The sequence below is a fragment of the Rhodopseudomonas pentothenatexigens genome, from assembly GCF_900218015.1.
GTDB lineage: Bacteria > Pseudomonadota > Alphaproteobacteria > Rhizobiales > Xanthobacteraceae > Rhodopseudomonas > Rhodopseudomonas pentothenatexigens.
Window position 1 is genome coordinate 110,632 of record NZ_UFQQ01000003.1, and the last position, 18,076, is coordinate 128,707.

At 66.4% G+C, this 18,076-nt stretch carries 15 protein-coding genes; 10 read left to right on the forward strand and 5 right to left on the reverse strand.

Going from position 1 to position 18,076, the window contains the following annotated elements; translation table 11 throughout:
* Positions 1-119: 119 nt before the first annotated feature.
* A complete protein-coding gene (locus DWA33_RS03445; protein ID WP_430707858.1) occupies positions 120-1,232 on the reverse strand; it encodes an iron-containing alcohol dehydrogenase in 1,113 nt (370 codons plus the stop codon).
* A 318-nt stretch (positions 1,233-1,550) separates the two neighbouring features.
* On the opposite strand from DWA33_RS03445, the gene DWA33_RS03450 reads away from it, so the two are divergent.
* The 9 genes from DWA33_RS03450 to DWA33_RS03490 all read left to right on the forward strand — a co-directional run bounded on the left by DWA33_RS03450 (position 1,551) and on the right by DWA33_RS03490 (position 11,643).
* Positions 1,551-2,426 (forward strand): S-methyl-5'-thioadenosine phosphorylase, encoded by an 876-nt coding sequence (locus DWA33_RS03450; RefSeq protein WP_114356697.1) that lies wholly within the window; start codon positions 1,551-1,553, stop codon positions 2,424-2,426.
* 110 nt (positions 2,427-2,536) lie between these two features.
* Positions 2,537-3,661, forward strand: coding sequence for an S-methyl-5-thioribose-1-phosphate isomerase (mtnA, locus tag DWA33_RS03455; RefSeq protein ID WP_114356698.1), 1,125 nt, complete (start codon positions 2,537-2,539; stop codon positions 3,659-3,661).
* 184 nt (positions 3,662-3,845) lie between these two features.
* Entirely contained in the window at positions 3,846-4,154 is a 309-nt protein-coding gene (locus DWA33_RS03460; protein ID WP_114356699.1) for a hypothetical protein, read from the forward strand.
* Between the two features lie 90 nt (positions 4,155-4,244).
* Entirely contained in the window at positions 4,245-4,583 is a 339-nt protein-coding gene (locus tag DWA33_RS03465; protein ID WP_114356700.1) for a PepSY domain-containing protein, read from the forward strand.
* The gene (locus DWA33_RS03470) at positions 4,583-5,248 is read left to right on the forward strand and encodes a response regulator transcription factor (protein WP_114356701.1); all 666 of its coding nucleotides are present in this window, start codon (positions 4,583-4,585) and stop codon (positions 5,246-5,248) included. The genes DWA33_RS03465 and DWA33_RS03470 overlap by 1 nt, the downstream gene beginning before the upstream one ends.
* Positions 5,245-6,624: a sensor histidine kinase gene (locus DWA33_RS03475; protein WP_114356702.1), complete on the forward strand. Its 1,380-nt coding sequence runs from the start codon at positions 5,245-5,247 to the stop codon at positions 6,622-6,624. The genes DWA33_RS03470 and DWA33_RS03475 overlap by 4 nt, the downstream gene beginning before the upstream one ends.
* 87 nt (positions 6,625-6,711) lie before the next feature.
* The gene (gene htpG, locus DWA33_RS03480; protein WP_114356703.1) at positions 6,712-8,598 is read left to right on the forward strand and encodes a molecular chaperone HtpG; all 1,887 of its coding nucleotides are present in this window, start codon (positions 6,712-6,714) and stop codon (positions 8,596-8,598) included.
* A gap of 89 nt (positions 8,599-8,687) precedes the next feature.
* Positions 8,688-10,364 (forward strand): outer membrane beta-barrel protein, encoded by a 1,677-nt coding sequence (locus DWA33_RS03485; RefSeq protein ID WP_114356704.1) that lies wholly within the window; start codon positions 8,688-8,690, stop codon positions 10,362-10,364.
* 85 nt (positions 10,365-10,449) lie between these two features.
* A complete protein-coding gene (locus DWA33_RS03490; RefSeq protein WP_114356705.1) occupies positions 10,450-11,643 on the forward strand; it encodes an ABC transporter substrate-binding protein in 1,194 nt (397 codons plus the stop codon).
* 227 nt (positions 11,644-11,870) lie between these two features.
* Here the strand turns inward: DWA33_RS03490 and DWA33_RS03495 are convergent, their stop codons facing one another.
* The 4 genes from DWA33_RS03495 to DWA33_RS03510 all read right to left on the reverse strand — a co-directional run bounded on the left by DWA33_RS03495 (position 11,871) and on the right by DWA33_RS03510 (position 16,520).
* Positions 11,871-12,263, reverse strand: coding sequence for an MAPEG family protein (locus DWA33_RS03495; RefSeq protein ID WP_114356706.1), 393 nt, complete (start codon positions 12,261-12,263; stop codon positions 11,871-11,873).
* Between the two features lie 66 nt (positions 12,264-12,329).
* Complete coding sequence (locus tag DWA33_RS03500; RefSeq protein WP_114356707.1) at positions 12,330-13,415, reverse strand: lipocalin-like domain-containing protein; 1,086 nt, start codon at positions 13,413-13,415, stop codon at positions 12,330-12,332.
* Positions 13,405-15,870: an FtsX-like permease family protein gene (locus tag DWA33_RS03505; RefSeq protein ID WP_114356708.1), complete on the reverse strand. Its 2,466-nt coding sequence runs from the start codon at positions 15,868-15,870 to the stop codon at positions 13,405-13,407. The genes DWA33_RS03500 and DWA33_RS03505 overlap by 11 nt, the downstream gene beginning before the upstream one ends.
* A complete protein-coding gene (locus DWA33_RS03510) occupies positions 15,867-16,520 on the reverse strand; it encodes an ABC transporter ATP-binding protein (RefSeq protein ID WP_114356709.1) in 654 nt (217 codons plus the stop codon). The genes DWA33_RS03505 and DWA33_RS03510 overlap by 4 nt, the downstream gene beginning before the upstream one ends.
* Before the next feature lie 329 nt (positions 16,521-16,849).
* Here DWA33_RS03510 and DWA33_RS03515 point away from each other — a divergent pair, with 329 nt between their 5' ends.
* Complete coding sequence (locus tag DWA33_RS03515; RefSeq protein WP_244601193.1) at positions 16,850-18,076, forward strand: MFS transporter; 1,227 nt, start codon at positions 16,850-16,852, stop codon at positions 18,074-18,076.

The following is an 18,076-nucleotide window of genomic DNA, read 5'->3' on the forward strand; positions in this document are numbered from 1 at the left end:
CATTCGCCGCCGTCATTGCGAGGAGGCGAAGCCGACGAAGCAACCCAGCTCGGTGCACCGGGCTTCTGGATTGCTTCGCTGCACTCGCAATGCCGGCCCCCTCTTGGTGGATGCGGTGACTACGCTGCCATCTCCAAAATCTCTCGCACCTGCGCCGGCCCTTCGATGGTGCGCGGATTGCGCGGCACCCAGGGCGTGCCCATCGCCTGGGTGGCGATCCGCTCGAAATGTTCGGGGCCGACATTCACCTCGCGCAAGCTGCGCGGCATGCCGAGCACCCGGATCAGCGCATCGAGCACGTCGCCGGCGTCTTCGCCGGCATGGCCCATCGCGGCGGCGACCAGCGCCTGACGGTCGTGATTGGCGGCCTTGTTCCAGCGCATCACCGCCGGCAGCATGATGCAGGAGGTGTGGCCGTGTGGCACGTCGAACACAGCGCCGAGCACGTAGCCGATGCCGTGGCTGGCGCCCATTGGAACGCCGGCCGACAGCGCGCCCATCGACAGCCAGGTGCCGATCTGACAGTCGAGCCGGGCGTCGAGATCGGTCGGGTCGGCCTTCACCCGCGGCAGCCCGGCTGCCAGCATCGCGAGGCCGCGCAGCGCCTGGGCGTCGCCGTAAGGATGCGCCTCGCGCGAGCAGATCGCCTCGACGCAGTGATCGACCGCGCGGATGCCGGTCGACAGAAACAGCCATTCCGGCGTGTGCAGCGTAATCGTCGGATCGAGGATCGCGGCGCGCGGCATCACCAGCGGATGGGCGAACTTCTCCTTGACCCGCGTCGCCTCGTTGGTAACGCCGGCTATCGCGCTGAACTCGCCGCCCGAGATCGTGGTCGGCACGCTGATCTGCCGCACTTTCGGCGCGACCGGCGATGCCTGATTGGCGACGCGGTCCATGTCGGCGGTGGTTCTGATGTCGTTGGCGAGGCAGATCTGCACCGCTTTGGCGCCGTCGGTGATCGAGCCGCCGCCGATGGTGACGACGAGGTCGGCCTGGATGGCGCGGGCCTGTTCGGTGGCGGCGATCACTGCTGCGCGCGGCGTATGCGCCGGCATCGCGTCGAACACCCCGGCGCAACGGCCGCCGAGCGCGTCCTTGATCTTGGCGATTTCGTCGGTGGTGCGGTTCAGCGTGCCCGACACCATCAGCAGCGCGCGCTGCGCGCCGATCCGGTCGAGCTGTTCGGTGACGGCGGCCGCAGCCGGCTGGCCGTAGACGACCTCCTCCATGGCGCCGAACACGACGCGTCCCGTGATCACGTTGTTTCACTCCCGGTTGGCCGCTTTTGCGTGGCCTTAGCGATGATCCTAATCCGATCGTCGCAGCTTCGGGAACAGGAAAATTCGTCGCGGCGGCGCCCCATGTCGGTTCGCAGTGGGGGGCGGCCAGCGCGGTAAGATAAGACGTTTGGCTGATCCGCCGTCGTAAGGGGTTGTCGCTGCCCCGCCCGCATGTTGAATGCGGCGGCAGAATTTGTTGTGACGCGTTTTCTTCACGCGAACCGGTGACCATTTCGCGCGGAAACGCTGTCGTCGGGGAGACAATCCATGACCAAGGCCGTGCTCGGCATTATCGGCGGCTCCGGAATCTACGATTTGCCGGGGCTGGAAGACGTCCGTGAGGAAGCGATCGCGAGCCCGTGGGGCGAGCCGTCTTCCGCGGTGCGGCGCGGCAATATCGCCGGTCTGCCGATCGTGTTCATGCCGCGCCACGACAAGGGCCACCGGCTGTCGCCCTCCGACATCAACTACCGTGCCAATATCGACGTGCTGAAACGCGCCGGGGTCACCGACCTGATCTCGCTGTCGGCCTGCGGCTCGTTCAAGGAAGAACTGCCGCCCGGCACCTTCGTGCTGGTCGATCAGTTCGTCGACCGCACCTACAAGCGCGAAAGCTCGTTCTTCGGCAAAGGCTGCGTCGCCCACGTGTCGATGGCGCACCCGGTGAGCCCGCGGCTGCGCATCCATCTTGCGGCCGCCGCGGACGCGGAGGGCATTCCGGTGGCGCGCGGCGGCACTTATCTCTGCATGGAAGGGCCGCAGTTCTCCAGCTATGCGGAGAGCATGACCTACAAGCAGCTTGGCTATTCGGTGATCGGCATGACCAACATGCCGGAGGCCAAGCTCGCCCGCGAGGCGGAAATCTGCTACGCGACGGTGGCGATGGTCACCGATTTCGACTGCTGGCACCCGGACCACGACGCCGTCACGGTGCAGGACATCGTCCGGGTTCTGACCTCCAACGCCGAGAAGGCCAAGAGCCTGGTGGCGCGGCTGGCACAGGACTTCCCGCGCGAGCACGAGGAATGCCCGATCGGCTCCGACCGCGCCCTCGACGCCGCCTTCATCACCGCGCCAGAAGCGCGCGATCCGGAACTGCTGAAGAAGCTCGACGCGGTGGCCGGGCGGGTTCTGAAGGCGTAAACCGCGTCATGGCGAGGAGCGGAAGCGACGAAGCAATCCAGTGCTCGTGCGTGAACTTCTGGATTGCTTCGCTTCGCTCGCAATGACGGATTCGATGTTAGCGAGGCACCATGAAAGTCGACGGCACACCTACCCGCACGATCTGGCTCGAGGCTGACGGCTGGACCGTCGGCACCATCGATCAGCGCCGGCTGCCGCACGACTACGTCGTGGTGAAGCTGACCAGCTCCGATGAGGCGGCAGATGCGATCCGCACCATGCTGGTGCGCGGCGCGCCGCTGATCGGGGCGACCGCGGCCTACGGCATGGCGCTGGCGATGCGCGAGGATGCCTCCGACGCCGGGCTCGAAGCCGCCTATCAGAAGCTGGTCGCGACCCGGCCGACCGCCATCAATCTGAAATGGGCGCTCGACGAGATGCGCCGTGCGCTCGCCCCGGTGCAGCCGGCGGATCGCAATGCTGCGGCCTATCGGCGTGCCGGCGAGATCGCCGACGAGGACGTCGCCATCAATCAGGCGATCGGCGCCAGCGGCCTGAACCTGATCGAAGCGATCGCAGCGACCAAGAAGCCCGGCGAGCGCGTCAACGTGCTGACCCATTGCAACGCCGGCTGGCTCGCCACCGTCGACTGGGGCACTGCGACCGCGCCGATCTATCAGGCGTTCGATGCCGGCATCCCAATCCACGTCTATGCGGACGAGACGAGGCCGCGGAATCAGGGCGCGTCGCTGACCGCCTGGGAGCTCGGCCATCACGGCGTCGACCACACCGTGATTCCGGACAATACCGGCGGTCATCTGATGCAGCACGGGCTGGTCGACCTCGTCATCGTCGGCACCGACCGCGTCACCGCCGACGGCGATGTCTGCAACAAGATCGGCACCTATCTGAAAGCGCTGGCGGCGGCCGACAACAAGGTGCCGTTCTACGTCGCTCTGCCGTCGCCGACGATCGACTTCACCATCCACGACGGCGTGAAGGAGATCCCGATCGAGCAGCGCGAGGCCGCGGAAGTGACCGACATGACCGGTCGCACCCGCGATGGCCGGATCGAGACGGTGCGGATCGTGCCGCAAGGCTCCAAGGTCGCCAATTACGGCTTCGACGTCACCCCGGCGCGGCTCGTCACCGGCCTGATCACCGAGCGCGGCGTGCTGAAAGCCGACCGTGCCGCGCTGGCCGCTGCCTTTCCGGAGCGGGTGGCCCAGGCCAAGGAACTCCTGCGGGCGTCCTGAGTTCGCTAGAATGCGGCTGCTTGGCCGCAGCGTGAGCCAGCTCGGCGGTATTGCAGCATCGAAACAGTGTGTCGCGCGGCCGATCGCCGCGTAACCTCTGTGGAAAGGCTCTCGCGCCCGCCACTTTTGTGGCTATGCTGATTCGCGCCGGAGCCGAGCCTCGCGCGCCCCAAGGACTCGCATCATGACCGATCAATCCAGGCCGCCGGAGCGGCCGCGCTATGAGCCGGAGATCATTCCGCCCGGACAGACCCATGATCCGCTGGGGACGCGGATTTTCATCGACCAGAACACCACCGAGCACGTCTTCGTCGGCAAGGTTGGTCCGCTCGGCTTGTTCCTGATGGCGCTGGCGATCGGTGCGGTGATTGCTGTGGTGCTGGTGCTGCTGCTCGGGGCGTTCCTGTTGTGGATTCCGGTGGTGGGGCTGCTGGTCGCCGCGGGGCTGGTGGCCGGCGTGTTGCGGCCGCTGTTTGCGCGCAACGGGGGCTGACGCCGGATCTACCGGTTCGACCACTGTCAGCGAGCGGTCAGCGGCCACGCGCCACACTGGCGGTGTCCGAAGGAGCTGGCCGGTATCTCGATGAGGCGCCTGTTCATTCTCACACTCGCAGCCCTGATCGCCGCGGCATCGCTGCCGTCGGCGCGCTTGCTCGCGCATGACCATATTCACGGCGCCCACGATCGCCGCCACGACCATGACGAAGCCCGGCGCGCAGTCGAACGCGGCGAAATCCGGCCGCTCACCGAACTGCTGGCGATGGTCCGCGACAAGCTGCCCGGCGAGATTACCGGCGTCGAGATCGAGCGTCACCACGACCGCTGGCTGTACGAATTCATCGTGGTCGACAAGGCGGGCCGGCTGTACGAAGTCTATCTCGATGCGCTGAGTGGCGAGATCCGTCGCACCAGGGAGAAGTGATGCGGGTGCTGGTGGTCGAGGACGACAGCCGGATCGCGTCGGAGCTGGGGCGCGGTCTGGGCGAGGCCGGCTACCTCGCTGAAATCGTCGGCGACGGCGAGGAGGCGTGGTTTCGCGGCGACACCGAGGACTACGCCGCCATCATTCTCGACCTCGGCCTGCCGGGTCTCGACGGCCTCACCATCCTGAAGCGCTGGCGCGACAACGGCCGCCTGACCCCGGTGCTGATCCTCACCGCCCGCGGCAGCTGGGCCGAACGGGTCGACGGTATCGATGCCGGTGCCGACGACTACCTGCCGAAGCCGTTCCAGATGCAGGAGCTGCTGGCGCGGCTGCGCTCGATCGTGCGGCGCTCGGCCGGTCATGCATCGTCGGTGGTCAGCATTGGCGAGGTCACGCTCGACGAGCGGCAGATGCAGGTCAGCGTTGGCGGTAAGCCTGTGTCGCTGTCGCCCCTGGAGTATCGGCTGGCGTCCTACCTGGTGCTGCATCGCGGCCGGGTGGTGTCGCAATATGAACTCGCCGAGAACATCTACGGCCAGGACGACGCCCACGATTCCAACGCCATCGAGGTGCTGGTCGGCCGGGTCCGCCGCAAGATCGGGGTCGACCTGATCGAGACCCGCCGCGGCTTCGGCTACATTGTGGCGGACGAGCGTCCATGAGGCACAGCTCGCTGCGGCTGCGGCTGATCGCCGGCGGGGCCGGGGCGATCCTGATCGCGCTCAGCATCGCCGGCTTCGCGCTCACCATTCTGTTCGAGCGCCACATCACCCGCACCATCGCGGACGATCTGGAAGTGTCGCTTAAGCAGCTGCTCGCCGGCATCGAGGCCGGGCCGGACGGCCGGCTCGCGGTGGTGCGGCCGCCGACCGACCCGCGGTTTTCGGAGCCGCTGTCGGGGTTGTACTGGCAGGTCGGCGACGATGGCGATCAACTGGTGCGGTCGCGGTCGCTGTGGGACGATCGGCTGACGGTGCCGATCGATCAGCCCGGGCCCGGCGAGGTGCATCACCACGACATCGCCGGCCCGTTCGGCTCGCGGCTGTCGATCGTCGAGCGCCGGGTGCTGCTCACCTTGGGTGGCAAGAGCGTCCCGATCCGCGCTGCCGTGGCGGTCGACTTGGCGCGGGTCGACGCCGCCGGCAAGGCGTTTGCCCGCGATCTCGTGGTGGCGCTCGGCCTGCTCGGCGCGGTGCTGGCGCTCGCCACCTCGGTGCAGGTGATGCTCGGCCTCCGGCCGCTCGCGGCGCTGCGCCGCGACGTTGCCGCAATCCGCTCCGGCCGCAGCCGCCGGCTGCCCGAGGCGGTGCCGGACGAAGTCCGCCCGCTGGTCGAGGAGGTCAACGCGCTATTGGACGCGCAGGCGCACGAGATCGAACGCTCGCGCGACCGCGCTGCCGATCTTGCCCACGGGCTGAAGACACCACTGGCAGCCCTCGCGGGCGATGCGGCGCGGCTGCGCGAGCGCGGCGAGGACAAGCTCGCCCGCGACATCGAGGCGGTCGGCGCGGCGATGAGCCGGCACGTCGACCGCGAGCTGGCGCGGGCGAGGCTGCGCGGCGCCGCGCGGCGTGGCGAAAGCGTCGCGGTGGAGCTGCTGCCGTTGGTGAGATCGCTGGTGACGATTCAATCGCGCACGCCCGCGGGCCGTTCGATCGCCTACGAAATCGAGGTCGCCGACTATGTGGCGGTGCCGATCGAGCGCACCGACCTCGCCGAAGTGCTCGGCAATCTGCTCGACAATGCCACCCGTCACGCCAAATCCCGGGTGCGGATCGGCACCGCCTGCGACGCCGACGAATTCTGCGTCATGATCGAGGACGACGGCGAGGGGCTGGACGAGGCGGCGCGCACCGAAGTGCTGTCGCGCGGCATCCGGCTCGACCAGCGCGGCGAGGGGGCAGGGCTGGGGCTGGCGATCGTCCAGGACGTGCTCGACGCCTATGGCTGGAGCCTGCGGCTGACGCGTTCCGATCTCGGCGGCCTCAAGGCCTGCTGCTGCGCGGCGGTGGCCTCGGCCGGGCCGGGCCGGTTCTGAACCGGCGCCGCCACCTTGCCATCGCGCGCGCCCGCGCTATATCCCGATTTTCCCTCACATTCCTTCTGCAGGACCAGCGAATTCGCCATGACCATGACTGATACCGCCAGCGAGACGAAGCCGTTCCAGGCCGAAGTTGCCGAGCTTTTGAACCTGATGGTGCACTCGGTCTATTCAGAGACCGACATCTTCCTGCGCGAGCTGATCTCGAACGCCTCCGACGCGCTCGACAAGCTGCGCTATGAATCGATCGCAAAGCCCGAGCTGATGGAGAAGGGCGGCGAACCGAGCATCCGGATCATTCCGAAGAAGGCGCCCGACACCCTGACGATCGTCGACAACGGCATCGGCATGGATCGCCAGGAACTGATCGACAATCTCGGCACCATCGCCAAGTCCGGCACCAAATCGTTCATTTCCAAGCTCGCCGAATCCAAGGACAGCGCCGGCCTGATCGGCCAGTTCGGCGTCGGCTTCTATGCCGCCTTCATGGTGGCGGACAAGATCACCGTCACCAGCCGCCGCGCCGGATCGGACGACGTCTGGACCTGGACGTCCGCGGGCGGCGCCGGGTTCGAGATCGGCCGGGCCTCCGACGAGGATGCGGCGCGGGTCGAACGCGGCACCGAGATCGTGCTGCATCTGAAGCCCGACGCCTCGAAATATCTCGAAGACTGGCAGATCGAGCGGATCGTCACCGAATATTCCGACAACATCCAGTTCCCGATTTTGCTGGTGCCGGAGGAAGGCGAGCCGCGCCAGATCAATTCGGCCAGCGCGCTGTGGCAGCGCTCGAAGTCGGAGCTGAGCGAGGACGATTACAAGCAGGCCTACAAGCAGATCGCGGGCGCATTCGACGAGCCGGCGATGACGCTGCATTATCGCGCCGAGGGCCGGCAGTCCTACGCGGTGCTGCTGTTCGCGCCGTCGACCAAGCCGTTCGACCTGTTCGAGCCGGAGCGCAAGGGCAAGATCAAGCTCTACGTCCGCCGCGTCTTCATCACCTCTGAAGCCGAGATGCTGCCGCCTTATCTGCGCTTCCTGCGCGGGGTGATCGATTCGGAGGATCTGCCGCTCAATCTGTCGCGCGAGATGCTGCAGAAGAATCCGCAGCTCGCGCAGATCCGCAGTGCGGTGACCGGCAAGGTGATCGGCGAGCTGGAAAGCCTCGCCGACAAGAAGCCGGAGGACTTCGCAAAGATCTGGGACGCGTTCGGACCGGTGCTGAAGGAAGGCCTGTACGAGGACTTCGAGCGCCGCGAAAAGCTGCTGTCGCTGGCGCGCTTCACCACCACGGCCGGCGAAAAGCGGTCGCTGAAGCAGTATGTCGAGGCGATGAAGGAGAACCAGACCGAGATCTATTATCTGGTCGGCGACTCGCTGGAGCGGCTGAAATCCAACCCAAAGCTGGAATCCGCCGCCGCGCGCGGCATCGAAGTGCTGCTGCTGACCGATCCGGTCGATGCGTTCTGGACCTCCGCGCAGCTCGATTTCGGCGGCAAGCCGCTGAAGTCGCTGAGCCAGGGCGACGTCAATTTCGATCTGATTCCGAAGCTCGATCAGGACCAGGACAAGGACGGCAGCGACGACACCAAGGCCGACGAGGCGACCGTGATCGCGGTGATCAAGGACGCGCTCGGCGATCGCGTCTCCGACGTCAAGGCGTCGCAGCGGCTGACATCGAGCGCATCGTGTCTGGTTGCGGGCGGCATGGGCCCGGACCGCGAACTCGAGAAGATGCTGGCGCGCGCCAACAAGGGCGCCGGCTCCAAGCCGATCCTTGAGATCAATTTGAAGCATCCGCTGGTCGCGGCGCTCGGCAGGGCAAAGGACGACAAGGCCGAAGCGGCCGATCTGTCGTTCCTGCTGCTGGAGCAGGCGCAGATTCTCGACGGCGAATTGCCCGAAGACCCCGCTGCGTTCGCCGGCCGTCTCAACCGGCTGGTGCTGCGCGGTCTCGTCCCGCATGGTTAGCGGCCGGCTAACAAACACGGTTACCGGAATTTTAAGCACTCGCATCGATACTGGCTGGCATCGAATTGCCAGCCAATGGTGTGAGTCCGATGCGTCGCAGTCTCGTTGTCGCCACCGCCTTGACGGCGGCCCTGTCACCTGCAGCCGCTGCCGACCTGCCGAGGTTGCTTCCCGCCGCACCGGTGCAATGGAACTGGACCGGGCTGTATTGGGGTGCACATGTCGGCGGCAGCTTCGCGCAGTCGCAGTTTCCCGATCCGCTCGGCGCCTCGCTGTATGGCGGCACCGTCCGCACACCTGCGGCATCGGCCGGCATCCAGGTCGGCTACAATCTGCAGCGCGGCCGCTGGGTGATCGGCGCCGAGGCCGACATCAGCGCGATGAACGGCAATGGCACCAACACCTGCATGGCCTCGTCCGGTTTGTTCATCTCGGCGAATTGCCGGGTACGTCAGGACGCATTGGCGACGCTCACCGCGCGCGTGGGTCTGGTCACGGGTCCCGGCGGCCGAACGTTGCTGTACGGCAAGGGCGGCGCAGCATATCTGAGCGAGCGAATCGACATCACCGCCGGCAATCCGCTGCAGTCATCGACCGAGCACAATGAAGGGCGATGGGGCTGGACCGTCGGTGCCGGTGTCGAGCAGGCGTTGGCGCCGGCCTGGTCCGTCAAGGTCGAATACGACTATGCCGACTTCGGCAGCAGCCAGATGGCGACGCCGGCGAGCTTCGCGCTTGCGCCCGGATTCGGCTACTTCCCGACGCCACAGGGGATCACCAATGTGCGCCAGGATCTTCATGGTGTGAAGGTCGGGCTCAATCTGAAATTCGGCGGCGATACCGAGGCGCGCTTCGACGACTTTCATCTGCGCGGATCGCTGCGCGGCCAGGATGCGCCGACGCTCGCCGACGCCGAGATCGGCGCCCGGGTCTGGTATAGCTTCGGCAGATTCCAGAAAGACCTCGGTGCGGGCGTCGATCCGGGTCGGCAGAATCGGCTGATCTCGCGATTGACCTACCAGAGCACTTCGGCGTCCGGTGAAGTGTTCGGTCGTGTCGACGGTCCTTACGATCTCTTCCTCAAGGGCTTTGCCGGCGGCGGGACGCTCGTGAGCGGCCATATGAACGACGAAGACTGGATCGCTAGCGACGGCATCCCCTATTCAAATACGTTGTCGGATCCCGTCAAGGGCAGCATCGCCTATGCGACGCTCGACGTCGGCTACAATCTGCTGCGCGGACCCGACTACAAGTTCGGTGGCTTCGTCGGCTACAACTACTATCGCGAAAACAAATCGGCCTATGGCTGCGTGCAGACCGCCGGCGCGACCGCATCGCCAATCTGCGGCTCGCCGATCGCGAACAGCGTTCTGGCCATGACCGAGAACGACACTTGGCATTCGCTGCGGCTCGGCTTCAACGGCGAACTCGGGCTGGGCCGTGGTCTCAAGCTTTCCGCCGATGCCGCCTATCTGCCTTATGTGAAGATGTTCGGAACCGACAACCACGTGATGCGCACCGATGTCAGCGATACCGTCTCGCCGGAGCGGGGAACCGGGCAGGGTGTACAGCTCGAAGCGATCCTGTCGTATCAGGTCTCGAATGCGTTCAGCGTCGGAGCCGGCGCGCGGTATTGGGCGATGTGGGCCACCACCAACGCCTACACCAACATTTTCGGTTCGGAGTGCCCGTGCCAGACGTTGCCGACGCGCACCGAGCGATATGGAACTTTCTTGCAAGCAGCGTACAAATTCGATGGCCTCTAACAATTTCCGCTGCTGAACAATCCGCTGGGCAGCGGCAACTTTCCTAACTAAGCTGCGCGCCAACCAAAACACTGGGAGGCACGTCATGAAACTCGGACTTCTTTCCGCCGCGCTCGCGGCTACGGCTCTTGTCGCCGTCTCGCAGGCCTCAGCGCAGGGTGTCAAGATCGGCATTCTCAACGATCAGTCCGGCGTCTACGCCGACTACGGCGGCAAGTGGTCGCTCGAAGCCGCCAAGATGGCGGTCGAGGATTTCGGCGGCGAAGTGCTGGGGCAGAAGATCGAGATCGTTTCCGCCGATCATCAGAACAAGCCCGACAATGCGGTCGCGATCGCGCGCAAGTGGTACGACGTCGACGGCGTCGACATGATCACGGAGCTCACCACCTCCTCGGTGGCGCTGGCGATCCAGGATCTGTCGAAGGAAAAGAAGAAGATCGACATCGTGGTCGGTGCCGCGACCTCGCGAATCACCGGCGATGCCTGTCAGCCCTACGGGTTTCATTGGGCGTTCGACACCCACGCACTGGCAGTCGGAACCGGTGGTGCGCTGGTCAAGGCCGGCGGCGACAGCTGGTTCTTCCTCACCGCCGACTACGCGTTCGGCTATGCGCTGGAGAAAGATACCAGCGAGATCGTGCTCGCCAATGGCGGCAAGGTGCTCGGTTCGGTACGGCATCCGCTGAATTCGTCGGACTTCTCCTCGTTCCTGCTGCAGGCGCAGGCTTCCAAGGCCAAGGTTGTCGGCCTCGCCAATGCCGGTCTCGACACCGCCAATTCGATCAAGCAGGCCTCTGAGTTCGGCATCGTGGCCGGCGGCCAGAAGCTGGCCGGGCTGCTGATGACACTGGCCGAAGTGCACGGCCTCGGCCTCAAGGCCGCGCAGGGGCTGGTGCTGACCGAAGCCTACTACTGGGATCGCGACGACAAATCGCGGCAGTTCGCCGAGCGTTTCTTCAAGCGCACCAACCGGATGCCGAGCATGATCCAGGCCGGCACCTATTCGGCGACGCTGTCCTATCTGAAGGCCGTCAAGGCAGCCGGCACCAAGGATACCGAGGCGGTGGCCAAGAAGCTGAAGGAATTGCCGGTCGACGACGCGTTCGCGTCCGGCAAGGTGCTGGCCAACGGCCGCTTCGTCCACGACATGTATCTGTTCGAGGTCAAGAAGCCGGAAGAATCCAAGAAGCCGTGGGACTACTACAAGCTGCTCGCCACCGTGCCGGGGGACAAGGCGTTCCCGACTGCGGCGGAAAGCGGCTGTCCGCTGACGAAGTAAGCGCCGATCGATGGTTCGAGACGACAGTCGGCGCTCCGCAAGGGCCGCCGGTTTTGTCTCGAGAGGCTGAGCCGAGCGTTGCGCAACCTCTCCCGCTTGCGGGAGAGGTCGGACCGCGTAGCGATTTGGGTGAGGGCACTCCTCTCAGCGATCGATGACTCACTGCCTCGGGCGCCCTCACCCCAGCCCTCTCCCGCAAGCGGGAGAGGGAGCCGGCGCTGCTTGGGTCACGCCCCCAGCATCTGGTGCACCACGCCGTAGACCGAGCCGCCCCACAGGAAGGCGGTGGCCACCATCTGCACTGCAAAGCCGACGCCGCGCTTCTCGGCGGCTTCGGCGTAGCCGAGCATGTAGAGGATCCGTCCGATGATCCACACCGCGCCGGCGGCGGCCGCGAAGGCGTCGCTGAGATAGTAGGCGAACAGCCACAGCGACGGCAGGAAGATCGGCATCCACTCCAGCGTATTGGCCTGGACGCGGAACACCCGCTCGAATTCGGGATGGCCGGAGGTCGCCGGCGCCTTGACGCCGTACAGCATGCGCGCCCGCGCGACCTGCACCGAGGTGTAGAAGTAGAACATCAACGCCAGAAGGGTGGCGATCGTGGTGTAATGAAACATCCAAGGGCTCCCAGACGAGATTCGTTCGTGCCCGGCTGATGGCCGCCGGTTGCGTGCAGCTTGAACTCAATATCCGGTCATCTCAAGATATCCGACACCGCTCCGGTTACCGTTGAAGGCGATCGGCCCCTCCCAATACGGGAAGCTGGTCTCCATCCAGCTCGTCGGGTTGAGCGGCGTGGTTTCGATTGCAACATCCTGGCCGGCGACCGCCACGCGCCAGCGCGTCGGAATCTGGCGGGTGCCGATCGCGGTGAAGCCGAGTGGTTCGAGCCGGATCTGATCCGGTGACAGCGGCACGGAGCGGCCGTCGGTGCCGATCCAATTGCCGGCGAAGTAGTTTCTGCCGTCGCGCTGCCGCAGCCGAAACAGCATCGCCTTGTCACCGGACGACAGATGCAGCGAGAACCAGTCCCAGCCGGTCTGGTCGGAGGCGAGCGGCTGGCTCGACCATTCACGGTCCATCCAGGCCGTCCCCTCCACCGGAGTCGAGCGGTCGTCGAGGGAGAGCATACCGGACGCGGTGAAATACGGCTGGCTATAATAATAGGACGCCTGGCCCCGTTCGGACTTGCGCGAGTAGCCGTTGTCGCCTTGCAGCACCAGCGGCCGGTTCGCGCTCAGTCGCAGCGCGTAGCTGAAATCGGCGGCGCGCGCGGTCACTTCCAGCGGCGACAGCGTTGCGGCTTCCATCGCTGGACCGCCCTGCATCGCCCAGTCGTCGATGATCGCTTTGAAAGGTGTCGCTTCGACGTCCGCGACGCCGACGCCACCCCGCGAAAACTTCTCGGCAAAGCGATGAGTGTGGTCGCTGGTGACGGCGGCATGCGCCATCCAGATCTGCTGGTTGGCCCAGCCGCTGCGTTGCGGGCCCGGCGTCATCGCCTGGCGGAACAAAGTCCACTGCGCCCCATAGGCGTTGCCTGCGGCATCCTTCAGGTTCGCGGTGAGGTACCACCACTCGATCCGGAAGTCGGGATGCGGACCATGATCGTCGGGAAACGCCAGCCTGCGGCCGGGCACCACAGGTGCAAATCCGCCGGCGTCGCTGCCGAGACCGGCGAAGCCTTGCGCCGAAGCGCGCGGCGACGCGGCGGCCGCGGCGAGCAGGCCGGCCGTGAACGCGCGGCGGTTGATGCGGCTATCGTTCATCGGCAAACACCTTGACCAGCCGGGCCGGCTGCATCCGCATCAGCTTCAAGATCGGTAGCGCCGCCGCCAGCAGCGTCGCCAGCAGCGCGACGCCGACCAGCTTCGCCAGTTCGAACGGAAACATTTCGAACGGCAGCCGCCACCCGAACGCCTTCACGTTCACCACCGCGATCAGGCACCATGCCACCATCAGGCCGAGCGGCAGCGCCACCAGCGCGGTGATCGCCGCCATCGCCAGCGTCTTCATCAGCTCGATCAACGCCAGCCGGCGGCGGGTGAGGCCGATCGCCCACAGCGGCGCGAGCTGCGGCAGCCGCGAAGCGCCCAGCGTCAGCAGGCTGGTCAGCAGCGCCACGCCGGCGATGCCGAGCGTGAAGGCGTTGAGCGCGGTCGTCACCGCGAAGGTGCGGCTGAAGATCTGCTTGGAGATCGCCTTCAGCGTCGCCTGGTCGGCGAGGCTGCGTTCGCCGAACGCGAAGTTTTCGCGCAACGCCTCGATCAATGCCGGCACCCGGGCCGGATCGACCCGCAGGCCGAGCCGGGTCCTGGCGATGTCGGGGAAATGCCCAGTCAGCGCGTCGAACGCGACGCCGAGCTGGCCGCGCGGATTGCCGTAGTCGGCATAGATCGCCACCACCTCGACCGGCCATGGTCCGCGGTCGGTCGGCACCACGATGCGGTCGCCGAGCTTCACGCCCAGCCGGCGCCAGAGCTGCTCGCTGACCAGCGCCGCATCGCCGCGCGCGACGCGGTCCCAGACGTCGGAAGTGTGTTCGAGCAGCGGCCAGTGATCCCGATAGGTGGCGTCGTCGGCGAACCCGATCAGTTCCACCGGCTGGCCCTGCAGCTTGACTTCGGCGCGGGCGCCCGGCAGCAGAGCGGTGACTTCCGGGCGTCCCTTCAGCCATGTGCGGATTTCGGCGGCCTGCTGGTTGTTGGCGGCGTTGAGATACACTTCCGCGGCGAGCCGCCCGTCGAGCCAGCGCTGGAAGGTCCGGCTGAAACTCTCGACCATGGTGCCGACGCCGACATTGACCCCCAGCGCCAGCAGCAGCGCCATCAGCGCCAGCGACAGGCCGGAAAGCTGCAGCCGGCTGTCGGCCCAGAACCAGGTCGTCAGTGGTCCGCGCGCCAGCTTCTCGCCGAGCGCCAGCACCAGTCCGAGGATTGCCGGCAGGCCGAGCGCGGCGCCGAGCAGGATTGCGGCCAGCACCGCGAACCCGGATAGCAGCGAATCGCCGAACCACAGAAAGATGAGGCCGGCGGCGAACACCGCGAGTGCGGCTGTTGCCTGCACGACCAGCCAGCGATGCTGCGCCTGCTGCCAGGCGTAAGACTGCGCCGCCGTCAGCACCGGCAGCCGTGCTGCTTTGATCAGCGAGGCTGAGGCGGCAGCGAGCGTGCCGAGAATGCTGATGGCGATGCCAGCGAGCCACCACTCCGGCCGCAGCGACAACTCTCCGGGAATCTGCGCGCCGTAAAGTCCGCGCAAGGTGGCGGCGACGTCCGGCAGCAATGTGGCGGCGATCAGATAGCCGCAGACCAGACCGATCAGCCCGGCGAACAGCGCGATCAGGCACAATTCGATCACCATCACGGCGTTGAGCTGCCGCGCCGAGGCGCCGCAGGCGCGCAGCGTGCGCAGCATCTGCCGGCGTTGCTCGAAGGCCAGCCCGATCGCCGAATTGACGATGAATAGTCCGACCAAAAACGACAGCAGACCGAACGCGGTGAGGTTGAGATGGAAGCTGTCGGTGAGCCGCTCCAGCTCGGTGGTGGCGTCGGGCTGATCGAGCTGCAGCGCGTCGCCGACGACCTGTTGCAGAGGCGGCCGCGGAGCGGCGGCCCTGCTGCCGACCAGCAGCCGCGACAGCCTGCCCGGCATGTCGAGCAGCGTCTGTGCGATGCCGATGTCGACCACCAGCACGCCGGGCGCGATTTCGGCCTGCGGCCGCAGTGGCGGCAGATGCTGTCCGTTGGGCAGTTCGGGCGCCGCACCATCGGCCAAGCCGATTTCGCGCAGTGTTTCCGGCGCGATCAGGGTCTGGCCCGGCGGCAGAATGAAGCCCTGCAGATCGGAGGTGCCGAGCGCCGGGGCCGCGTTGGCTTCGATCGGCAACGACAACGGTTCGACGCCGAGCAGCCGCAGCGAGCGACCGCCGATCCGGACCGCGCCTTCGACCGCCGGCGACACCGGCCAGCCCGCGCGGCGCAATTCGACATAGAGCTGCTGGGAGAAGCTGCCGCCGTCGCGCGCCACCAGCGTCGCGGTCCGGTTGCCGCCCAGCGCGGCGGCGGCGCGGTCGTAACTGCTGCGGGCCTGGGCATTCAGCGCCTGCACCCCGCTCCACAGCGCGGTGGCGGAGATCAGGCCGATCGCCAGAGTCGCAAGCTGCATCGGATGCCGTCGCCAGTGGCTCAGCAACACGGCGAGGATCCACAGCGCCCGCCTCAATGGATCAACCCTGCGTGCAGATGCACCCGGCGGTCCAGCATGCCGGCGAGCCGTTCGCTGTGCGTGACCATCAGGAAGCCGCAGCCGGTGCGGCGCACCAGATCGGTGGCGAGCGCCAGCACCTCGTCGGCGGTGGCTTCGTCGAGATTGCCGGTCGGCTCGTCGGCCAGCAGCAGCAGCGGCTTCACCGCCAGTGCGCGGCCGATCGCAACGCGCTGCTGCTGGCCGCCGGAAAGTTGCTCGGGATAGCGTCTCAGTAAAGTGCCGAGCCCGAGCCGCTCGATCAGTTCGGCGCGCCACGCCTCATCCTGGCGACCGGCGAGACGGGCCTGGAAGACGAGGTTGTCGGCGACGGTCAGGCTCGGGATCAGATTGAACTGCTGAAACACCAGGCCCAGTCGCTCGCGGCGGAAGGCGGCGCGCTCGGCATCCGCCATCGTCGAGATCGTCGCTTCTGCGAACCGGATATCGCCGCTGTCGGGCTGATCGAGGCCCGCGATCAGATGCAGCAAGGTGGATTTGCCGCTGCCGGATTCTCCGGTCAGCGCCACGCTCTCACCCGGCTGCACCGCCAGATCGACGCCGCGCAGGACGGCCACACGTTCCTGTCCGGACGAGAACGATTTGGTCAGGGCCGAGACGGTCAGCATCGGTGACGATCGTGCAGCATAGCGATGGACGCGCACGGGCTGCGCGAGATCGAACCGGTCATGTCGCCTTCCAAACCGCCAGGACAATGTCGAACCGATATGGTGACGGTTAGCGGGGTGCTCAAGATAACTCGTATTCACCGCGTAAATAACGCAGCCTTTGGGTTGCGGCCGGCAACATCCCCGATTGCATTCGGCCGGGAACAACGGCAGCATTGCAACAGGCTCGCAATAAGAGCCGTTCAACGAGAATATCCGGGAGGTGTGTCGTGGCTGCACAATCGACGCCGAGAGGCGCCTGGAGAATTACTTTTCTCCTGTTTCTGTTCATGGTGGTGAACTTCGCCGACAAGATCGTCGTCGGTCTGGCCGGCGTGCCGATCATGCAGGAGCTGAAGCTTTCGCCCGAACAATTCGGTCTGCTCGGTTCGTCGTTCTTCTTCCTGTTCTCGATCGCGGCGATCGTAGTCGGCTTCATCGTCAATCGCGTCGAAACCAGATGGGTGCTGCTGGCGCTGGCGCTGATCTGGGCGGTGGCACAGTTTCCGATGGTCGGAGAAGTCTCGTTCGCCACCTTCGTGATCTGCCGGATCATTCTCGGCGCCGGCGAAGGCCCGGCCTTTTCGGTCGCGGCGCACGCGATCTACAAGTGGTTTCCGGATCATCAGCGGACGCTGCCAACCGCGATCCTGTCGCAGGGTTCGGCATTCGGCGTGATCCTGGCGGTGCCGGCGCTGAACTGGATCATCGTCAATCACTCCTGGCACTACGCGTTCGCGGCGCTCGGCATTGTCGGGCTGATGTGGGCGGTGGCGTGGCTCGCGCTCGGCAAAGAGGGGCCGCTGGTCCCCAGTCCGGCGGTCGCTGCCGCGGAGGTGCGGATCCCCTACGCGCGGCTGCTGACTTCGCGCACCTTCATCGGCTGCATCCTGGCGACCTTCGGTGCGTACTGGGCGCTGTCGCTCGGGCTGACCTGGTTCACCACCTTCATCGTGCAGGGACTGGGCTTCACCCAGCATCAGGCCGGGCTGATCTCGATCACGCCTTGGGTGTTCGGCGCCTGCGTGGTGCTGTTCACCGGCTGGCTGTCGCAGCGGCTGATGCAGCGCGGCGTCTCCAGCCGGATGGCGCGGGGCGTGCTCGGCGCCACGCCGCTGCTGGTCGGGGGCGCCATCATTCTGACCCTGCCCTATATCGACAGCGCCACGGCGCGGATCGCCGCGCTGGTGATCGGCTCCGGGCTGTGCGGTTCGATCTACGTGGTCTGTCCGCCGATGATCGCCGAATTCGCGCCGGTGTCGCAGCGCGGCGCCGCGATCGCGATCTACGGCGCGCTGTACACGCTGGCCGGGATCGTCGCGCCCTGGGTGATGGGCAGCGTGCTGCAGCACGCGACTTCGCTGCTCGACGGCTACCTGGCCGGCTACGCCATCAACGGCGTGGTGATGATCGCGTCGGGCATCGCCGGACTGTTGCTGCTGTGGCCGAACACCGAGCGTGAGCGCTTGCTCGACCTGCGCAGCCAGGCTGCGCTCGGACGGCGCAGGATCGCCTGA

Excerpts from the sequence above, each read along its gene's own strand:
- DWA33_RS03450 (WP_114356697.1), top strand. The coding sequence starts at position 1,551 with ATGACCAAGGCCGTGCTCGGCATTATCGGCGGCTCCGGAATCTACGAT.
- DWA33_RS03470 (WP_114356701.1), top strand. The coding sequence starts at position 4,583 with ATGCGGGTGCTGGTGGTCGAGGACGACAGCCGGATCGCGTCGGAGCTG.
- DWA33_RS03490 (WP_114356705.1), top strand. The coding sequence starts at position 10,450 with ATGAAACTCGGACTTCTTTCCGCCGCGCTCGCGGCTACGGCTCTTGTC.
- DWA33_RS03465 (WP_114356700.1), top strand. The coding sequence starts at position 4,245 with ATGAGGCGCCTGTTCATTCTCACACTCGCAGCCCTGATCGCCGCGGCA.
- DWA33_RS03515 (WP_244601193.1), top strand. The coding sequence starts at position 16,850 with ATGGTGGTGAACTTCGCCGACAAGATCGTCGTCGGTCTGGCCGGCGTG.
- DWA33_RS03485 (WP_114356704.1), top strand. The coding sequence starts at position 8,688 with ATGCGTCGCAGTCTCGTTGTCGCCACCGCCTTGACGGCGGCCCTGTCA.
- mtnA (WP_114356698.1), top strand. The coding sequence starts at position 2,537 with ATGAAAGTCGACGGCACACCTACCCGCACGATCTGGCTCGAGGCTGAC.
- DWA33_RS03445 (WP_430707858.1), bottom strand. The coding sequence starts at position 1,232 with ATGGAGGAGGTCGTCTACGGCCAGCCGGCTGCGGCCGCCGTCACCGAA.
- DWA33_RS03475 (WP_114356702.1), top strand. The coding sequence starts at position 5,245 with ATGAGGCACAGCTCGCTGCGGCTGCGGCTGATCGCCGGCGGGGCCGGG.
- DWA33_RS03500 (WP_114356707.1), bottom strand. The coding sequence starts at position 13,415 with ATGAACGATAGCCGCATCAACCGCCGCGCGTTCACGGCCGGCCTGCTC.
- htpG (WP_114356703.1), top strand. The coding sequence starts at position 6,712 with ATGACCATGACTGATACCGCCAGCGAGACGAAGCCGTTCCAGGCCGAA.
- DWA33_RS03510 (WP_114356709.1), bottom strand. The coding sequence starts at position 16,520 with ATGCTGACCGTCTCGGCCCTGACCAAATCGTTCTCGTCCGGACAGGAA.
- DWA33_RS03495 (WP_114356706.1), bottom strand. The coding sequence starts at position 12,263 with ATGTTTCATTACACCACGATCGCCACCCTTCTGGCGTTGATGTTCTAC.
- DWA33_RS03460 (WP_114356699.1), top strand. The coding sequence starts at position 3,846 with ATGACCGATCAATCCAGGCCGCCGGAGCGGCCGCGCTATGAGCCGGAG.